The 17,389-nt window shown below is 57.4% G+C and carries 17 protein-coding genes and 1 other RNA gene; 7 read left to right on the top strand and 11 right to left on the bottom strand.

Going from position 1 to position 17,389, the window contains the following annotated elements:
* Nucleotides 1–3: 3 nt before the first annotated feature.
* Nucleotides 4–843, bottom strand: a complete 840-nt coding sequence (locus AC1D0O_RS00385; protein ID WP_477651579.1) for a citryl-CoA lyase — start codon at nucleotides 841–843, stop codon at nucleotides 4–6.
* Nucleotides 844–869: 26 nt separating this feature from the next.
* Complete coding sequence (locus tag AC1D0O_RS00380; RefSeq protein ID WP_477651578.1) at nucleotides 870–1,847, bottom strand: Bug family tripartite tricarboxylate transporter substrate binding protein; 978 nt, start codon at nucleotides 1,845–1,847, stop codon at nucleotides 870–872.
* Between the two features lie 202 nt (nucleotides 1,848–2,049).
* On the opposite strand from AC1D0O_RS00380, the gene AC1D0O_RS00375 reads away from it, so the two are divergent.
* A complete protein-coding gene (locus AC1D0O_RS00375; RefSeq protein WP_477651577.1) occupies nucleotides 2,050–2,871 on the top strand; it encodes an IclR family transcriptional regulator in 822 nt (273 codons plus the stop codon).
* Here the strand turns inward: AC1D0O_RS00375 and AC1D0O_RS00370 are convergent.
* From AC1D0O_RS00370 to dnaX, 8 genes are all read right to left on the bottom strand, one after another.
* Nucleotides 2,861–3,013: a DUF3096 domain-containing protein gene (locus AC1D0O_RS00370; protein ID WP_477651576.1), complete on the bottom strand. Its 153-nt coding sequence runs from the start codon at nucleotides 3,011–3,013 to the stop codon at nucleotides 2,861–2,863. The genes AC1D0O_RS00375 and AC1D0O_RS00370 overlap by 11 nt on opposite strands.
* A gap of 165 nt (nucleotides 3,014–3,178) precedes the next feature.
* Nucleotides 3,179–4,018 carry an ABC transporter permease gene (locus AC1D0O_RS00365; protein ID WP_477651575.1) on the bottom strand — a complete coding sequence of 280 codons (840 nt, stop codon included), beginning with the start codon at nucleotides 4,016–4,018 and terminating at the stop codon, nucleotides 3,179–3,181.
* 2 nt (nucleotides 4,019–4,020) lie between these two features.
* Nucleotides 4,021–4,848, bottom strand: a complete 828-nt coding sequence (locus AC1D0O_RS00360) for an ABC transporter ATP-binding protein (protein WP_477651574.1) — start codon at nucleotides 4,846–4,848, stop codon at nucleotides 4,021–4,023.
* 67 nt (nucleotides 4,849–4,915) lie between these two features.
* Entirely contained in the window at nucleotides 4,916–5,965 is a 1,050-nt protein-coding gene (locus tag AC1D0O_RS00355; protein WP_477651573.1) for an ABC transporter substrate-binding protein, read from the bottom strand.
* 132 nt (nucleotides 5,966–6,097) lie between these two features.
* Nucleotides 6,098–6,511: an MAPEG family protein gene (locus AC1D0O_RS00350; protein ID WP_477651572.1), complete on the bottom strand. Its 414-nt coding sequence runs from the start codon at nucleotides 6,509–6,511 to the stop codon at nucleotides 6,098–6,100.
* Nucleotides 6,512–6,595: 84 nt separating this feature from the next.
* Entirely contained in the window at nucleotides 6,596–7,222 is a 627-nt protein-coding gene (gene recR / locus AC1D0O_RS00345) for a recombination mediator RecR (RefSeq protein ID WP_477651571.1), read from the bottom strand.
* Nucleotides 7,223–7,363: 141 nt separating this feature from the next.
* The gene (locus tag AC1D0O_RS00340) at nucleotides 7,364–7,687 is read right to left on the bottom strand and encodes a YbaB/EbfC family nucleoid-associated protein (RefSeq protein WP_411882079.1); all 324 of its coding nucleotides are present in this window, start codon (nucleotides 7,685–7,687) and stop codon (nucleotides 7,364–7,366) included.
* A gap of 83 nt (nucleotides 7,688–7,770) precedes the next feature.
* A complete protein-coding gene (dnaX, locus tag AC1D0O_RS00335; RefSeq protein ID WP_477651570.1) occupies nucleotides 7,771–9,612 on the bottom strand; it encodes a DNA polymerase III subunit gamma/tau in 1,842 nt (613 codons plus the stop codon).
* A gap of 232 nt (nucleotides 9,613–9,844) precedes the next feature.
* Here dnaX and AC1D0O_RS00330 point away from each other — a divergent pair, with 232 nt between their 5' ends.
* The 5 genes from AC1D0O_RS00330 (at nucleotide 9,845) to AC1D0O_RS00310 (ending at nucleotide 15,412) form a co-directional block, all read left to right on the top strand.
* Nucleotides 9,845–10,087: an acyl carrier protein gene (locus AC1D0O_RS00330; protein WP_477651569.1), complete on the top strand. Its 243-nt coding sequence runs from the start codon at nucleotides 9,845–9,847 to the stop codon at nucleotides 10,085–10,087.
* A gap of 95 nt (nucleotides 10,088–10,182) precedes the next feature.
* Nucleotides 10,183–11,937, top strand: coding sequence for an HAD-IIIC family phosphatase (locus AC1D0O_RS00325; RefSeq protein ID WP_477651568.1), 1,755 nt, complete (start codon nucleotides 10,183–10,185; stop codon nucleotides 11,935–11,937).
* Nucleotide 11,938: 1 nt separating this feature from the next.
* The gene (locus AC1D0O_RS00320) at nucleotides 11,939–13,438 is read left to right on the top strand and encodes an SDR family NAD(P)-dependent oxidoreductase (protein WP_477651567.1); all 1,500 of its coding nucleotides are present in this window, start codon (nucleotides 11,939–11,941) and stop codon (nucleotides 13,436–13,438) included.
* Nucleotides 13,431–14,366 carry a class I SAM-dependent methyltransferase gene (locus AC1D0O_RS00315; RefSeq protein WP_477651566.1) on the top strand — a complete coding sequence of 312 codons (936 nt, stop codon included), beginning with the start codon at nucleotides 13,431–13,433 and terminating at the stop codon, nucleotides 14,364–14,366. Before AC1D0O_RS00320 ends, AC1D0O_RS00315 begins: the two co-directional genes overlap by 8 nt.
* Nucleotides 14,342–15,412: a hypothetical protein gene (locus tag AC1D0O_RS00310; protein ID WP_477651565.1), complete on the top strand. Its 1,071-nt coding sequence runs from the start codon at nucleotides 14,342–14,344 to the stop codon at nucleotides 15,410–15,412. The genes AC1D0O_RS00315 and AC1D0O_RS00310 overlap by 25 nt, the downstream gene beginning before the upstream one ends.
* Here AC1D0O_RS00310 and AC1D0O_RS00305 read toward each other — a convergent pair.
* Nucleotides 15,409–16,956 carry an MBOAT family O-acyltransferase gene (locus tag AC1D0O_RS00305; protein ID WP_477651564.1) on the bottom strand — a complete coding sequence of 516 codons (1,548 nt, stop codon included), beginning with the start codon at nucleotides 16,954–16,956 and terminating at the stop codon, nucleotides 15,409–15,411. The genes AC1D0O_RS00310 and AC1D0O_RS00305 overlap by 4 nt on opposite strands.
* A gap of 283 nt (nucleotides 16,957–17,239) precedes the next feature.
* Here AC1D0O_RS00305 and ffs point away from each other — a divergent pair.
* Nucleotides 17,240–17,336, top strand: an RNA gene (gene ffs / locus AC1D0O_RS00300) — signal recognition particle sRNA small type.
* The last annotated feature ends 53 nt before the right edge of the window (nucleotides 17,337–17,389 follow it).

The following is a 17,389-nucleotide window of genomic DNA, read 5'->3' as shown; positions in this document are numbered from 1 at the left end:
GGGTCAATCACCCTTGCCGCCAGCTGTGCCGTCGGTTTTTCCGCGAAGCTTGCCGCGCGCATGCGCCGTGGCCTCGTCCTCGGCCCGGTGCCAGAGCTCCATGGCCATGGGGTGCAGGGCTTCTTCCAGCACATGGCCGACCAGCCCGACCGCGCGGGCCATCACGCCCAGGCCGTGCGAGACATTCCAGGACAGGCCCATCTCGCAGCACAACGCGCCTATGGCGCCGGTGGCGTTGACGGGTAGCGGCTTGCCATAGGCCGCGCCGGCCGCATCGGCGACGCATTGCATCAGCGCCACGTAGCGGCCATGGAAACCGGTCTGCTGCGCAATCGCAAACAGCCGCAAGGTGCGCGGGTCCACCGGCTTGTGGATGGGGTGGCCCAGGCCGGGGATGATTTTTTTCTCGGCCCTGTGGCTTTGCACGATCTCTTCGGCCAGGCCGGCCAGCGACGCATCAGCAGCCGCGCCCTGCCCGCCACGTCCCTCGGGCAAGGCGGCAGCCAGCATGCGGGCCGAGCCTTCTGTGGAACCTACAAAGACGCTGCCCAGGCCCAGCAGGCCGGCCGCGACGGCCGCCTGCAAAGCTTCGGGCGCGCCCGCATAGGTCATGCGTGCAGCCAGGGTGGACGGCACGATGCCGTGCTCCACCAGCGTGACCAGGATGGCGTTGAACATGCGCGACTCGTTCGCGTCGGGCAGGCGGCCCGTGACTTCGAGGAACGCCATGTCGCCGAAGTTGACCTCGCCCATCAGGTCATTGCAGAGGTCGTAGCCGTGCACGCCTATGGCGTCGGGCGAGGTCCAGGCGATGTCGGAGCGCAGGGCGGTGGTTTTTTTCATCGTGGGGTTCCCAGGGGTAGCTGGAGTTATTCAAGTTTGGCGCCGGAAACCTTGACCTTTTGCGCACCGAGTTCGCGATCGGACTTCAGGAAGGCCGCGAACTGCTCGGGCGTGTCGCCCACGGCCTCGAAGCCCAGCGGCTGCAGGTATTTGCTCTTGAACTCTGCGGTGTTGATGACCTGGCTCAGGTCGCGCGCGAAGCGGGCGCTGATCTCGGGCGGTGTGCCCTTGGGCGCGACCACACCGAAGTAATAGGACGCGTCAAACGTCGGGTAGCCGACCTCGGCGAAGGTCGGCACATTGGGCGCGGCCGGCTGCCGGTTGCGGCCCGACACGGCCAGCGCCTTGATCTTGTTCGTCTCCAGGAAAGGCGCGACACCGCCCGTCACCGCGAACATCGCGTCGATGCGGCCGGCCATCAGTTCCTGCACGGCGGGCGGCAGGCCCTTGAAGGCCACGTGCTCCATCTGCAGGCCGTTGATGCTGTTGAACCAGGCCGAGGCCAGGTGGTTCACGCCGCCCGCGCCTATGGAGCCGTAATTGAACTTGCCCGGGTTGCGCTTGACCTGCTCAATGAACTCCTTGACGTTGGCGGCCGGGAAGTCGGGTCGCGTCACCAGCATCAGGTTGCCGACGGCCAGCTTGGCGACCGGCACGAAGTCCTTGACCGGGTCGTAGGGAATCTTGGGATAGAGGTTCTGGTTCAGGCTGTAGGCGCCGTCGGAAGCCACCAGGAAGGTATAGCCGTCGCCCGGGCTTTTGGCCACGATGTCGGCCGCGATGATCTCGTTGGCGCCGGGCTTGTTGTCCACGATGAAGGGCTGGCCCCAGCTGTCGCCCAGCTTCTGGCTGATGGCGCGCACCATCACGTCGGCGGGCCCGCCGGCGCTGTAGGGCAACACAATGCGGATCGGCTTGGTGGGGTAGCCCTGCGCCTGCGCGGCGCCCGCAAAGGCAAGTCCGGCTACGGCGCACAGCAGGGTCAAACGGCGTCCTGAGTTCATGTCATGTCTCCTGGTTTTTGTCGATGTGGGTTATTTCTCATCAAAATAAGTCCTATATATGAACTTACTTTTCAGTCCCAATTCTAAAAATCACCAGCATTAGAACCAAACAAAAGCCAGCCATGGGCAGTCCACTTTCAAGAGAAAGTGATTTTTCGTACGTTATTTGGACTTCTTAGCTAGCACCCTTTATGCTCCACCCATGAAGCACGAAACCACCGACACGGACAGTACCGCCGGCGCACAGACCGTCGACAGGGCCTGCGAACTGCTGCGCGAAATCGCCCGCACCGGCGTGGGAGGCATCCGCATCCTGGACCTGTGCCATGCCACCGGCCTGAGCCGGCCCACGGCGCACCGCATCCTCCAGTCGCTGCAGCTGGCCGGCCTGGTGCGACAAAGCCCGGAGACCCGGCGCTATGCGCTGGGCAGCGGTTTGTTTGAACTGGGCATGGCGGCGCCCAACCCGGTCACGCAGTTTCCGCAGGTGCGCAGCGTGGTGGAAGAACTTGCCGCAGCCACCGAAGACACCGTCTACCTGATGTTGCGCAGCCACGATGACGTGCTGTGCCTGTGGCGGGCGCAAGGCGCCTACCCCATCAAGGCCAATGTGGTTGCGCTGGGCGATCGCCGCCCCATAGGCGCCAGCGTGGCGGGCCTGTGTCTGCTGGCCGCCCTGCCCGAAGCCGAGTCGGGCCGGCTGGTCACGGCCAACAGCCCCTACCTGCCGGCGTTTTGCCGCATGACGCCCGAGGACGTGACCCGCCACGTCAGCGAGGCGCGGGACAAAGGTTATTCAGTGGGGGTTAACGCCGTAATGGAGGGCGTGACGGCGGTGGGCATGGCGGTGCCCGGAAGTTACCAGCGTCCCTGCATGGCGCTCAGCGTGTCGGCGATTTCCTCGCGCATACCGCCGGAGCGCATTCAGGCGCTGGTGGGCCAGCTCAGGCGCAGCGCGGCCAAAATCGCCGCCATCACGGGCAGCGACAGCGCGGCCCGCCAGGGGCCTGCCGCTAAAGCTTGAGGGTGCCGACGCCGAACAGGCCTATCAGGCCGATGACGATCAGGTAGATCGCCACGATGTAGTTGAGCAGGCGCGGAATGATCAGGATCAGGACGCCCGCGATCAGGGAAACAAGCGGGCCTATGCTGAGAGAAAGGTTCATGGCGTTTTCCTTGGAGTTTTGGATGCCGGCCTGCCCGCCTCCCCTTGCGCGGCGGCAAGCAGGCACGGAATGGCGCAAGTCCGGCCTTGACTGTAAGCAGGCAAGCAGCCGGAGACTGTAGGACGACAGGAACTTGCGCTACAGGGAAAGGGGATGCGCAAAGCGTCAGAGCTTTTCCGTCTCGCCGCTGCGCGGCTGCCACTTCATGAGGCGTTTCTCGAGCCGGCCCACGATGCCGTCCAGCACCAGCGCGAAGGCCGTCAGCACCACGATGCCGGCGAACACGGTGTTGACGTCGAAGGTGCCTTCGGCCTGCAGGATCAGATAGCCCACCCCGCGCGCCGAGCCCAGGTATTCACCCACCACCGCGCCGACAAAGGCCAGTCCCACCGAAGTGTGCAGGCTGGAGAACACCCAGCTCGTGGCGCTGGGCAAATACACGGTGCGCAGCAGCTGCCGCTGGTTGGCACCCAGCATGCGGGCATTGGCCAGCACCACCGGGCTGACTTCCTTGACGCCCTGGTATACGTTGAAGAACACGATGAAAAACACCAGCGTGACGGCCAGCGCCACCTTGCTCCAGATGCCCAGGCCCAGCCACAGCGAGAAGATCGGCGCGAGGATCACGCGCGGCATGGAGTTGGCGGCCTTGATGTAGGGATCCAGGATGGCGCTGGCCGTGGGCGCGAGCGCCAGCCACAGGCCGCAGGCCAGGCCCAGCACCGTGCCTATGCCGAACGCCAGCACGGTCTCCAGCAAGGTCGTGCCCAGGTGCAAATAGATGTCGGCATTGCCGGGCAGCCCGTCGGGAAACAGCGCGCTGGGGCCGAAGCCGAAAGGCATGAACCAGCCCCAGACCCGGCCCGCCACCTTGATAGGCTCGCCCAGGAAAAAAGCGATCTTCTGGTCACGCGACGCCGCGTGCCAGACCAGCAGGATGACGACCAGCAAACCGATTTGCCAGGCGCGCAGGTTTTTTTCAGAAGGATTGATATGCCGCCACATGCTCAGGCAGCCTTCTTCAATTGCTGCGTATAGCCCTTGAGCACCTCATCGCGCAGCACGTTCCATATCTGCGTGTGCAGCTCGACAAAACGCGGCTGGTGGCGCACCTCGGCCACGTCGCGCGGGCGCGGCAGGTCGATCGCGAACTCGCCCATGGGGTGCGTGCCCGGGCCGGCCGACAGCACGACTACGCGGTCGCTCATGGCGATGGCCTCGTCGAGGTCGTGGGTGATGAAGAGCACCGCCTTCTTCTTGGCGGCCCAGAGTTCCAGCACCTCGTTTTCCATGAGCTGGCGGGTCTGGATGTCGAGCGCGCTGAAAGGCTCGTCCATCAGGATGATGTCCGGGTCCAGCGCCAGCACCTGGGCCAGCGCGGTGCGCTTGCGCATGCCGCCCGAAAGCTGGTGCGGGTAGCGGTCGCCGAAGCCGCCCAGGCCCACGCGCTCCAACCAGGCCTGCGCCTGGCGGCGCGCCTCATCGTCGGGGACGCCGCGGTACTGCAGGCCCATCATGACGTTGGCCAGCGCGCTGCGCCAGGGCATCAGGGCTTCCGTCTGGAACATATAGCCGGCACGCGTGTTGATGCCGGCCAGCGGCTGGCCAAAAACCCTGACCTCGCCCGACGAGGCCTCGAGCAGGCCGGCGCCTATGTTGAGCAGGGTCGATTTGCCGCACCCCGTGGGCCCGACGACCGACACGAATTCACCGGCCCGTATGCGCAAGGTGGTGTCGCTGACCGCCGTGTAGCGCTGGCCCGCATCGTCGCGCGAGCGAAAGGTGCAGCTGATGTCGATCAGCTCCAGGGCGTAGGCGTTGGCGGGTTCTGGCATGGCGGGAGCTTACAGCAAGCTGCCTGCACGAGGCAGGCAGCTTGGGGGATTCGTTCCGGCGGAAAGCTCAAGCCTTAAAGCGCTCTTTCGCGCGGCGTGAAAACTCATTGGTATACGTTTTGGCGAGATCGATCTTGTCGGCCTTGACCGTGGGGTCAAAGCTCGCCAGCGCCTTGAGCGCCGTGCGCGCGCTGTCGTCGGAAATGATGCCGTCCAGCGAAATCGCCTCGCGCACCTTGTTGAAAGATGCCAGGTAGAGTGCACGGTCGCCCAGCAGGTAGCTCTCGGGCACGGTCTTGATGATGTCACCCGGGCCGGCCGTCTGCAGCCACTTGAGGCCGTGCACGATGGCATTGGCCAGCGCCTGGCAGGTATTGGGATTCTTCTGCACGAACTCCAGGGGCGCATACAGGCAGCCCGCCGGCATGGAGCCGCCGAACACCTCCACCGTGCCTTTGAGCGTGCGTGTGTCGCTGATGATCTTGACCTCGCCCTTTTGCTCAAGCATGGTCATCACCGGGTCGGTGTTGCTCATCGCGTCGATCTGGCCCGAGCGCAGCGCGGTCAGTGCGCCGGCCGCCGTGCCCACGCCGATAAAACTCACGTCGCCGGGCTTGAGGCCCGCGCGCGACAGCACCAGGTTGGCCATCATGTTGGTCGACGAGCCCGGCGCCGACACGCCAATTTTTTTACCCTTCAGGTCGGCCAGGGTCTTGTAGTTGGGCATGTTCTTCGTCGAGATCCCGAAGGCGATCTGCGGCGCCCTGCCCTGCAGCACAAAGGCCTGGAACATCTGGTTCTTGGCTTGCAGGTTGATGGTGTGCTCGAACGCGCCCGAACACACGTCGGCCGAGCCGCCCACCACGGCCTGCAGCGCGCGCGCGCCGCCGGCAAAATCGCTGATCTCGATGTCGAGGCCCTCAGCCTTGAAGTAGCCCAGCTGCTCGGAGATCGTGAGCGGAAGGTAATAAAACGCAGCCTTGCCGCCGACCGCAATCGAGATCTTGCTCTTCTCGGGTTTGGGCTGGGCGCGCAGCGACGGGAATGCCAGCGTCGCCACAGCCAGCGCGGTGCCGCCGGCAAAGCCGCGGCGGGAAATCAGGGGATGGCGGTTCATTCAAAGCCTCTCTTCTTGTGGATGGCACAAGCTTATCGAGACGTAAAAAAACCCGCATCGGGGTCATCCCGTGCGGGTTTTTACCAAAAATCATGCGCTGCGGTTACCAAAGGTTACCGCCCGCGCCACTCGTCAGCGATAGCCGGAAAAAAGGATGCAGATGTTGATGAACAGCGCGACCGCCCAGACGGCCGAGCGTGCTTTGGCCAGGTCGGCCACGTACATCATGATGTAGGCGATGCGCAGAAAGACAAACAGCAGGGCCAGGATGTCCAGCCGCGTCTGCCCGGCTTGCAGCAGGTGCGCGATGATCACCGCCGCGAAGAAAAACGGCAGGGCTTCAAAGGTGTTGTGCTGGGCCGCATTCGCGCGGCCGCGCCAGTCGGTCTGCCGCGCCAGCCAGCCGCGCGGGTTGTGGTTGTCATAGCCGCCGTCGCGCCGCGGCGTGCTCGTCATGCCGTACTTGGCCAGCGCCGCGCAGGCGATCGGCAACAGGGCCGCGATCAGGACACACCAATAGGCAATGGTGAAGCGTGCGAATGTCATGGGTGGGTTCCTTTCGTTTGTTGTTGTGTCGTTGCGGCCGTTGCGATCATGGCCCGGCCGCAATCAAAAAAATAGCGCCGCCCCTCAGCGGCGGTCCACCAGCGCATGGGCAATCGTGCCCAGGTCCACGTATTCAAGTTCGCTGCCCACCGGCACGCCGCGCGCCAGGCGCGTCACCTGCACCCCGCGGCTCTTGAGTGCCTGGGCAATCACGTGCGCCGTGGCCTCGCCTTCGGCCGTGAAGTTGGTCGCGAGGATCACTTCCTGCACCTCGCGCGAGGCCGGCGGCAGCGCCTCGCCGCGCTCGTCCTTGGGCACGACGCGGTCGAACAGCTTTTGCAGTCCGATGTCGTTGGGGCCTATGCCGTCCAGCGGGCTGAGCTTGCCCATGAGCACAAAGTACAGGCCCTTGTAGGCCAGCGTGCGCTCCAGCGCCGCCTGGTCGGCCGGCGTCTCGACCACACACAGCTTGCTGCGGTCGCGCTGCGGGTTCGCGCAGGTGGTGCAAAGCTCTTGCTCGGTCAGGGTGTTGCACAGGCTGCAGTGCCGCACGCTGCCGACCGCATGCTCGAGCGCGCGCGCGATCTGCAAGGCGCCGGGCTTGTCATGCTGCAGCAAATGAAACGCCATGCGCGCCGCCGACTTGGCGCCCACGCCCGGCAGCTTGCGCAGCGCCTGGGTCAGGCCTTCGAGAGCATTGGAATCAGCCATGGTGGAAGTTAATGCGGCGCAAGCGTGTGCCTGCACGAGATCAGCCGGGGCCGCGGAACCGGCTTTGCCGGGCCGCAGGCGCAGCGCCCCCTCGGGGGGCAGAGAGCTACGCGCAGCGAGCGAACGTGGGGGCCCACAGTTTTAGAAGGGGAGCTTCATGCCGGGTGGGAGGCCGGCTGTCAGCTTGCCCATCTTTTCCTGGCTGACTTCCTCGGCCTTGCGCACGGCGGCGTTAAAGGCCGCGGCCACCAGGTCTTCCAGCATGTCCTTGTCGTCGGCCAGCAGGCTGGGGTCGATCTCGATGCGCTTGACGTCGTGCTTGCAGGTCATGGTGACCTTCACCAGGCCGGCGCCGGCCTCGGCCGTCACTTCCACAAAAGCCAGTTCGTCCTGGGCTTTTTTGAGGTTGTCCTGCATGGCCTGGGCCTGCTTCATGAGGCCGGCGAGTTGTCCTTTGTTAAACATGGGGTCTTCCTTTTGAATCGTGAAATCGGGGAGTTTGGGCGGTGTCGGGGCGCCTGGAATGCGTACTTACGAATTGTCTTTGATCATATCGATTTGGCGGCCAGCGGCCGTATGCTGCCGGGGACAATTTTCGCTCCCCAGTCGCGCATCATGTCCTGCACCAGCGGGTCGTTTTGTATCAGTTCTTCGGCCGCGCGCTGACGTTCGGCCGCGGCGGCGCCATTGCGGCGGGCCGGGGTGTCGGTGACGGGGCCGACCTCCACCACCAGCTTGAGGGCCGGGTCGCCCACATGGATTTGCAAAGCGATCTGCAGCTTTTCGCGCGCGGCCGCCTGGTTCAGCGACTCGCGCTCCACCCGCAGCGTCCACAGCGCGCCGTCCTGGCTGCGCAGCTCCGACTGCAGGCCCAGCTCGCGCGTCAGGGCCGCCACGGCCTCGGCCGCGACCATCTGGTTGACGGTCTGGCTCCAGGCTTCGCCCAGGGGCACCGGCACCAGCGGCGGGGGCGTGGTCGAAGGCGCGCTGGCCGGAGGGCGCTGTGGCTGTTGCGGGGGCGCAGCCTGCACCGGCGGCGGCTCCGGCATGGCCGGGGCGCTGGCGGTGACATGGGGCGCGGCCTGCGCGCGCTCAGCCTGGGCAGCCGGCGGCTGGGCTGCCGGAGGCGCTGCAGGTGGCCGTCTTTCAAATGCAGGCGCCGGGGCCGGCGCTGCCGTCGCAGGTGCGGCGACCGGCGCGGGCGCAGCAGCCCGCGCGACCTCAGGCTGAGGCTTTTTTCCGGGCTCGGCGGCACCCCCCGCATGGGTGCTGGCCGAAGAAGCCGAGGGTTTGAAGGCCAGCAGGCGCAGCAGCACCATGGTCAGGCCCGCGTATTCGTCAGGCGCCAGGCCCAGCTCGCCACGGCCATGCAGGCACAGGCTGTAAAGCAGCTGGGTCTCGTCGGCCGGCAGCGCGCGCGCCAGCCGCGCCGTTTCGGCGATGTCCGGGTCGGCATCGTCGCCGCCCTCACCCATCTCAGGCACCGCCTGCAGCACCGCCATGCGCTGCAGCACCGTGGTCATTTCCTCAAGCGTGGAGGCCGCGCTCAGGCCGTTGAGCCGCAACGCTTCCGAGGTTTCCACCACGGTCTTGCCGTCGCCGCGCGCCAGCGCGTCCAGCAGGCGGTACACATAGCTGCGGTCCACGCTGCCCAGCATGGTGCGCACGCTGGTTTCATCGAGCGAGCCCGAGCCAAAGGCGATGGCCTGGTCGGTCAAAGACAGCGCATCGCGCATGGAGCCGCGCGCCGCGCGCGCCAGCAGGCGCAGCGCCTGCGGCTCGGCCGGTACATTCTCGACGCCCAGCACTTGCGTCAAATGCTCGAGCACGGTTTCGGGCGCCATGGGCCGCAGGTTGAACTGCAGGCAGCGCGACAGCACCGTGGCCGGCACCTTCTGCGGGTCCGTCGTGGCCAGCACGAACTTCAGGTATTCGGGGGGCTCCTCCAGCGTCTTGAGCATGGCGTTGAAGGCCGTGTTCGTGAGCATGTGAACTTCGTCGATCATGAAGACCTTGAAGCGGCCCACAACGGGTTTGTAAACCGCTTGCTCGAGCAACTGGGCAATCTCGTCGACACCGCGGTTGGACGCGGCATCCAGCTCCGTGTAATCCACAAAACGCCCGCTGTCGATGTCGGTGCAGGCCTGGCACACACCGCAAGGCGTGGCCGTGATGCCGCCCTGCCCGTCCGGCCCCAGGCAGTTCAGCGACTTGGCCAGGATCCGCGAAATCGTCGTCTTGCCCACGCCCCGCGTGCCGGTGAACAGGTAAGCATGGTGCAAACGCTTGGTAGCCAGCGCATTGCCCAGGGCCTGCACCACATGCGACTGCCCCACCATTTCAGAGAAATTTTTGGGGCGGTATTTGCGGGCTAGGACGAGATAGGACATGGAACGATTCTAAAGCGCTATCACCACTCTACTCACAGACCTACGTCAAGTCCCACCTCAGCTTTTGTCTTGCAACTAAAATGGTGGAAGAGATCTCGCGACCCCATTTCCACATCCTTCAGTCGAGGGTGAATCGGCTCCGCCTGCTAAAATATTTGCCAACGCCGTCAATGACCAGCAACCATCGCTAAGTTGCTTCAACTCCTCATCTCCAACTTACCCCGGAAATTTTATGCCACAGATTGAACAACGCCTGCAAACCTTGATGCGCGATGTGTTTGACAACGATGAAGTCATCTTTGACCGTGAGTTGACTGCGGATGATGTTGAAGGATGGGATTCACTTGCGCACGTACATTTAATTGTTGCAGCGGAACGCGAATTTTCAATTCGAATCACTGCAAGTGAAGTGCATAGGCTAAAAACTGCGGGTGATCTGGTTGACTTGGTTCAGGCAAAAATCCAGGGCAACTAAACTTCGTTAACTAAAAAATGCCAAGCCTTCGGTCAAAGATCCACACGGCAATCGAGGACAGTCCACGGGAAGCTCTCTCCTTAATTCTTGATGCCTTGTCCGCACAAGACTTCAATCCAAGTCAAGCCCCGATGCTGGCTCGAAGTCTAAGCAAGATTTCACTTGAAACGTTCGTAGAAGCTGGGTTCTTAATCAAGAAAATAGCGGTCCTGTCAGGGTATACATTTCAGGCAGTACAGCCATGGCTTCAACTGCAGTTGTTGAAACGCGGAATTTTTGCGCAATTGTGGGTTTCCGAGTATGGCCTGCATGAACAAGCGATTCTTTCGCAAGACCGTGAACTGCAACTATTCGCCCCCGATCTTTGTTACTTTTATGTTGGGCGAGAACATCTGCATTTTGAAGAACTCGAATCTGAAATCGAGCGCTGGCTTTCGCTTTGGAAAGCAGCGCATCACCTCCTGGATTGCGAAATCATTGCCAATGATTTTGAACTCGAAGACATCGGAGCATTCGGTAACTACGAAGTCAAATATGCCAAAAGCGTCACCAACTACATCCTGGACGTTAATCGAGCACTTGCCCTCCAAGCTCCGTCGTACGTTCATTTCAACGGCGTGTCTGCGATGGCCAGATTCCACGGCGGGAGAGCATGGCGTGACGATCGGCTATACGACCTCTCCAAAATTCCGGTCGCTGAGCCATTTTGGACGGTCTATGCAGACAACTTAGCCGCCGTCATCGCTGGCGTATACGGCAAGAACAGAAAATGCCTGGTGCTCGATCTCGACAACACACTTTGGGGGGGCGTGATTGGCGACGATGGAATTTCTGGAATTCAAATTGGCGAGGACTCCAGCGGAGGCGAAGGATTCAGAAGATTTCAGACCGCGATCAAGGCATTAAAAAATAGGGGCATTCTGCTTGCAGCCTGTAGCAAGAATGATCTCGATACAGCGCAAGAGCCCTTTCTCAAGCGCAGCGAAATGGTTTTAAAGCTTGAAGATTTCAGCTACTTCTGCGCAAATTGGCAGCCAAAGGATCAAAACCTAATAGACATTGCGGCCGCCCTGAACATTGGCCTGGATTCCATGATATTTGTGGATGACAATCCCGCCGAACGGGAGATAGTTCGCCGGAGCCTGCCGCAAGTGGCCATTCTCCCCCTACCCGACGATCCCGCAGAATATGCTCGTGCCCTCGGACAATGCAAGTTGCTTGACGTTGTCGCATTGACTCAGGAGGACATGAATCGCACCGCGTCTTATCGGTCAGCAGTTGAACGGAGTTCTGCTCAGCTAAAAGCTGGCGATTACAACGAGTATTTGCGCGACCTCCAAATGAGAGGCAGTGTCTCACCATTTGATGAAATCAATATCCCCCGTATAACTCAACTAATAAACAAGACCAATCAATTCAATCTAACGACACGCCGGTATACAGAAACGCAAATTCGAGGATGGATGAACGATGCATCGGCATTGACTTTCATGGTAAGGCTCGAGGATCGTTTTAGCCAGTACGGCCTGATTTCCGTATTTATGGCAACTGTAGAAAAGCAATATCTCAGCATCGACACCTGGCTAATGAGCTGCAGAGTATTGAAAAGAGGGGTCGAGCGTCTACTTTTCAAGCGCATCCTGCAAAGCGCCTTAGACCTGTCTCTGAAAAAAATAATGGGACGCTATGTGCCCACCGCAAAGAATGGAATGGTTGCAGAACTTTATCTTGAACTCGGCTTTACCCTTGAAAAAACCGACCCTGATGGAAGTACGTTGTGGGTCTTCGACCTCAGTGCCAAAGAAACCATCAATGCCCAATTGAACCACTCAGTGTTTGTAGCGTCTTGATATGAAGTTCAGCGAACAGCAACTGACGACTTTTGCGCAACTGTCGCACGACATCAATCCTCTTCATTTGGATGAGCAATACGCTCACTCCACCCCTTTTGGGCGCCGCGTCTTCTACGGCTGCGCTGCCGTGCTTTGGTCGCTTGGTCATTGGGCAAAAGGACGCGCGTTTCAGTTGGAATTCATAAAGGTGAATTTCAAGAAACCCTTATTTCTGGATGAAGAATATCAAGTTCAAATCGAAGACAAAGGGCATCAAGTCGTCGTTCGTATCCGGAAGAATGCAAGCATTCGCATGAGTTTGAGCTTTACTTGGGCGAATGCTTCATCTGCAAGCATCGAAATGCGCCCAAGAAAATTCTCCCCCCTGCTAGCGGCCAGGGCCGGAATTAACTTTAAGGATGACATACCTGAAATCATAGAAGAGGCCAGGCGCTATCAGATTGATATCAATGCAATTGAGAAATTAGCAAATGACTTCGAGTTGCGGGTGGAGCAACTCCCAATGCACCAGATTGAGGCGATATGCTGGGCGAGTTATTTGGTTGGCATGCAGATTCCAGGTCGACAGGCTTTGTTCACCAATTTCGAGTTTACTTTCGACAACAAAATCGAAGCCACACAGTTCAACTTGAGCGCCCTAAGTGCGGAGCTTCACCAACAATTCAATCACATCGAAATTACAGGGATGGGAGCGGGCATAGTCTCATTCAACATTGTCTCGTGGGTTCGTCCCGAGCCCGTTCGATTTGACTTGTCGACCTTGCAAGCAGCAATCGGAATATCAAATAAATTCGCTGGAAAGACCATACTTGTCACTGGAGCAAGCCGCGGACTGGGTTCAGTCCTGGCGCGCGCCTTTGCGCTTCACGGCGCTGATGTAGTTGTTAACTATCGATCAAACACCGCTGAAGCCTTAAGCATAAAACAAGACATAGAGTCACTAGGAAGAAAAGCCACGCTAGCTCAAGGCGATGTCTCTACCTCTATTGGCGTGGAGGCAGTTCTAGGAACCATAAAAAGAAATGCCATCGAAATCGACGTACTCATCAATAGTGCGTTACCCCCACCGATTGCCGCGAGCCTGCCGGAGCAATCGGAAGAAGACGTGTTGGCTTATGTATCCATCGCTTTGGGCATTACCGTACGAACTAGCTACGGGTTGCTTCAAGTACTTAAGCCAGGCGGGACATTTCTAACGATTTCATCGATTTTTGTCGTGCATCCAGAACCAAAATTCAGCGCCTATACGGCTGCGAAATGTGCAATTGAGGGCTGGATTTGTGCGATCGCAAGGGAAATTCCGTCGAAAAACTTTGTTATCGTGCGCCCCCCTCGTATGCTGACCGACATGACAAATGCCTCACAATCCTCTCGCGGTTATGCGTCGGCCAGCGAAGTTGCATATCAAATCATCTCTGCAATGACTCCGGGAACCGCGCCTGGAAATATGAAATACCTTGATCTACCGGAAGCAAAAAGAGAGAACATCGATGAATGAACAAAGTCAACTGCTTGCAGATTTCCCGGAAGATTCATCATTAAGAGTCTTGATCGACGCCACCCTCAAATTGTGGCCCGAACATAAAAAATTCCTCGGTCGTGCGCTGATCTCAAGGACTGCGCAAGAACTGGAGGATGCTCATGAATTCGCCGAACTCATTTTGAGGATAGCCGGAGATCACCTGCCAAAATATATTGAGAGCTACCGCTGGATGTGCGAGGAATTCACTCGTGAGCAGTTGCACTTCTCAAGAACTGGCACATATCGGTTCTCTCTCCTCAATCAAGTCGAGAGCTCAGTTTATGGCAAGCCGGACTACATGACGAAATACATGGACGGTTTATTAATCTCGCAACTCTATTGGAGCAACCATCGGGGCGCAGCCAGCCTGCTCAAGCGCAGCTTCTTTTCCTCAAATAAACCCAATAGTCGACATCTGGAGATTGGCCCTGGACATGGATTGTTTATGTATTTTGCGGCCAAATCCGGGCGAGTGTCTCGCCTTTCGGGCTGGGATATTAGCGACACATCATTGAAATTGACTCAACACTGTCTCGACAAACTAGGCATCAAGATGGAAATTGACTTCAGTTTGCGGGATGCCGCCGCTGGAACGGTTACAGAAACTTTTGACAGCATAGTGCTGAGTGAAGTATTGGAACATGTAGAAGACCCACTCTCTTTACTCAAAGGTGTCGCTAAAAATCTTTCCTCAGACGGTCGGATTTTTATCAATGTCCCGGTGAACTCGCCCGCACCGGATCACATTTACCTGCTCAATTCGCCGGCCGAAGCTACCGCGCTTGTCGTGGCTTCCGGTTTGAAAATCATCGAAAACCATTTGTTTCCTGAAACGGGAATGACGGTTGAACAGGCTGTGAAAAGAAAAGCCACCATCTCATGCGTGATCATCGCTTGTCCATGACAAGTCCTAGACGCTATCTACTCGCGTTTTTTCTAACGGCTATTGTTGTCTCAGCGAGCCTTATTGCGGCGGGTCAATATAGTCTGCGTGCCAATACAGATAACTATCTGGCAAGCCTTCGTGAAAGCAGCTCGTTTGGCTGTGCAACCGCCGGTTTGACTCAATCAGAGTTATTTTTTATTGGCGACTCTCACAGCTATGCTGGATGGAACTTCAACAATGTGAGCCAGCTCACGGGAACGCCGAATATCTCAGCTTGCATGATGGGGGCTCTGTATCTCGAAACACTGCCAGCAATCATGCAGAAATTTCGCGAAAATAATGGCTACCCAAAGAAGATCGTCTACGGTACCAGTATCTGGCAATTCACCAATCGCAAGGGGAAGGAAGCCCAGCTGGCTCAGCACACAAATCTACTGAATACCTTTCGTTCCCGATATAACTTGGCTTCAGCCAGGGACATGATCAAGCTCGCATATAAGTGGAAAGAGCATCCGGAAACCAGCCCGGGAAAGGCATTGCAAAGAACACTGTCGACTCATTTCATCAAGGTTGAATCAACTCGCGAATCGTCCGCCACCGGCCTAATAGAAAAAGAATCGACAGAGTCAAAATTGATATGGAAAGAGAATCAAAAGAGCATTGTGTTCGAGGCAAACATAAAAGAAAAGATTGATGCTTTTTGCAAATTAATAAATCGGGAAGGTATCGATCTGTATGTAATTGATCTTCCGGAAAGCCCATACATGATGGCTAATTACAAAAAAGAAGATCTGCGAACCTACGAGCAAATACTTCAACAATTTCGGCAATGTTCACAGAACATAGTCATGAGTGACGCCGCATCTTATGGCCTTGGCAATCGCCATTTTATCAACCGCTCGATGATGGATAGTTTTCCCTATGAGTCTCTTCCAGACGGCACATCCGGCATATCGCTACCCTATCTGTACGACATTGATCATATGAACTTAATCGGCGCTACCAAGTTCACACAGATTGCAGTGAAAAGACTCGGCCTATTGAAGGAAAAACCAGCCTATTAAAATTGGAAGTAAATAAAATTCACTGTTTTTTCGCCTATTCCAATCAGAGAAAACACCGCGCCTATACCTGCAGCACACCCCCACCATACATTCGGTCGCCATTTTAAAAAACGGTGCAACTGACTCAGCTTGGGCCGCAGCTTTTTATCCAACTCTAATTCTTGAGAATAATCAGCCATCCACCACAAGATATTGGGCAGGAATAAGACTATCGCAATCCATGGCAGCACTGCGATATAGGCGTTAACAATCGAGCCGGAGGAAAGCGTGTTAAGGCCGGAGTGCATTGTTCCAGTGCTCCCCCCAGTGGAGGAAAGCATTCCTTGCAAATATATCCATGCACTTCTTGGCGTATCAGCCCGAAAGATGACCCAAGCAACAACGACGCAAAAGAAGGTCAAAACTTTGGATGCGACTCGTCGAACAAGATTTCCTGTAGCGGAATTGGTCTTTTTTATCCATCTTCGGCAGACTGACTGCCATAGGTAATGCACGCAGATATAGACACCCATGAGCAGCCCAAAAAGAACATAGTTATTGCCTGCCCCGTGCCAAAGGCCTGCAATCACCATTGTTAGCATAAGTGCAGGATAGACACCCCAGCCCCAACCCCGGCGCGCTGTAAATAGGGCAAGTGGGGTAAAAAGGTATTCGCGCAAGAATTGCGACAAAGTGACATGCCATCGCCGCCAAAGGTCACTTATATTTACTGCCTGATATGGGGAGGCAAAATTTACGGGCAACCGAATATTGAATAGCAATCCCAAGCCGATTGCCATTTCTGAATATCCTGAAAAGTCGTAGTAAATTTGGACAATAAAGGCGAGTATCCCAAGCCAAGCCTCTAGAAAAAAGGGTTTAACGCCTTCAGAAGCAATACTGAATGTTGCATCTGCATAAGGAGCCATTTGATCGGCAACCAGCACTTTTTTTGCTAGTCCAATGACGAAGAACGTCAAGCCGACACTGATGTTCACTATTTGTGGCCGGAAAAACTCCGAAGACTGAAACTGTGGCGCGAGACTTTTGTGGTGAACGATCGGCCCGGCAATCAAATGTTGGAACGTGGTCACAAACAACATGTAATCCAAGAGACTGTATTCCTTCACCTTTCCTGAATACGCATCAACCAAATATGCGATTTGCGTAATTGTGAAAAAGGAAATTGCCAACGGAAGCACGATATGTTCGGCTCTCAATGTACCGGCGGTAAGTGCATTTATCGTTTCAATGAAAAATCCGGTGTATTTGAAGTAGCTAAGCGCCAGAAGATTTAGCGAAACGCCGATAAGAAGCAAAGCCTGCCTCAATTTATCCGTCGCTCTTTCCCCGGGAGACAGCCAACGCCCCAATGAAAAATTCAATAGGACTGAGCCTAGTAGCAATGGCAAATAATTGGCGTCCCAATAACCGTAAAAAAACAGAGAAGCCAAGACCAGAAAAAGTGATGCGCTTCGCTTGTACCCAAAAGCACCGAATAGAAAGAAACCGGCCAATGTGCAGGGAAGAAAAAGGAAAATGAAGTCGTAAGAATTAAATAGCATGTGCGCCCAAAACTGGTCTGGCAGGTTGGCTATCCTATGCGAGTTAGCACCGGTAGCGTTTTGAATCGATAAATAATACAACCACCGAGATCAAGGTTTGAAATGCCTAGTCTTTTAGTGAACGCGCTGAAGAAATTATCTTCGCGAGAGGCTAAGGCCATAATTGGCAAAAGCTGAACACGATTCATAAAAGCTTCGCCGATATATCTATGGCCACCGCAGCGATGCGGTTTGTAGCTGGTAGGCCCTTGAATCTTCCTCCCCTGCCCTTACAATAGCTATTGACGGGCCTTCCCGCATGGTAAAGCGGCCAACCGGGTCAGGTGGGGAACCAAGCAGCCCTAACTGTGGAGCCAGTGCCGGGGTCAAGGCTCGTCACCTTATTCACCTCAAATCCGCGTTTCTTGCGGGTTTTATTCCCAGAGCGGCGTTC

Source organism: Polaromonas sp. P1_F2, from assembly GCF_056405735.1.
This window is presented reverse-complemented; position numbering and strand designations above follow the sequence as displayed.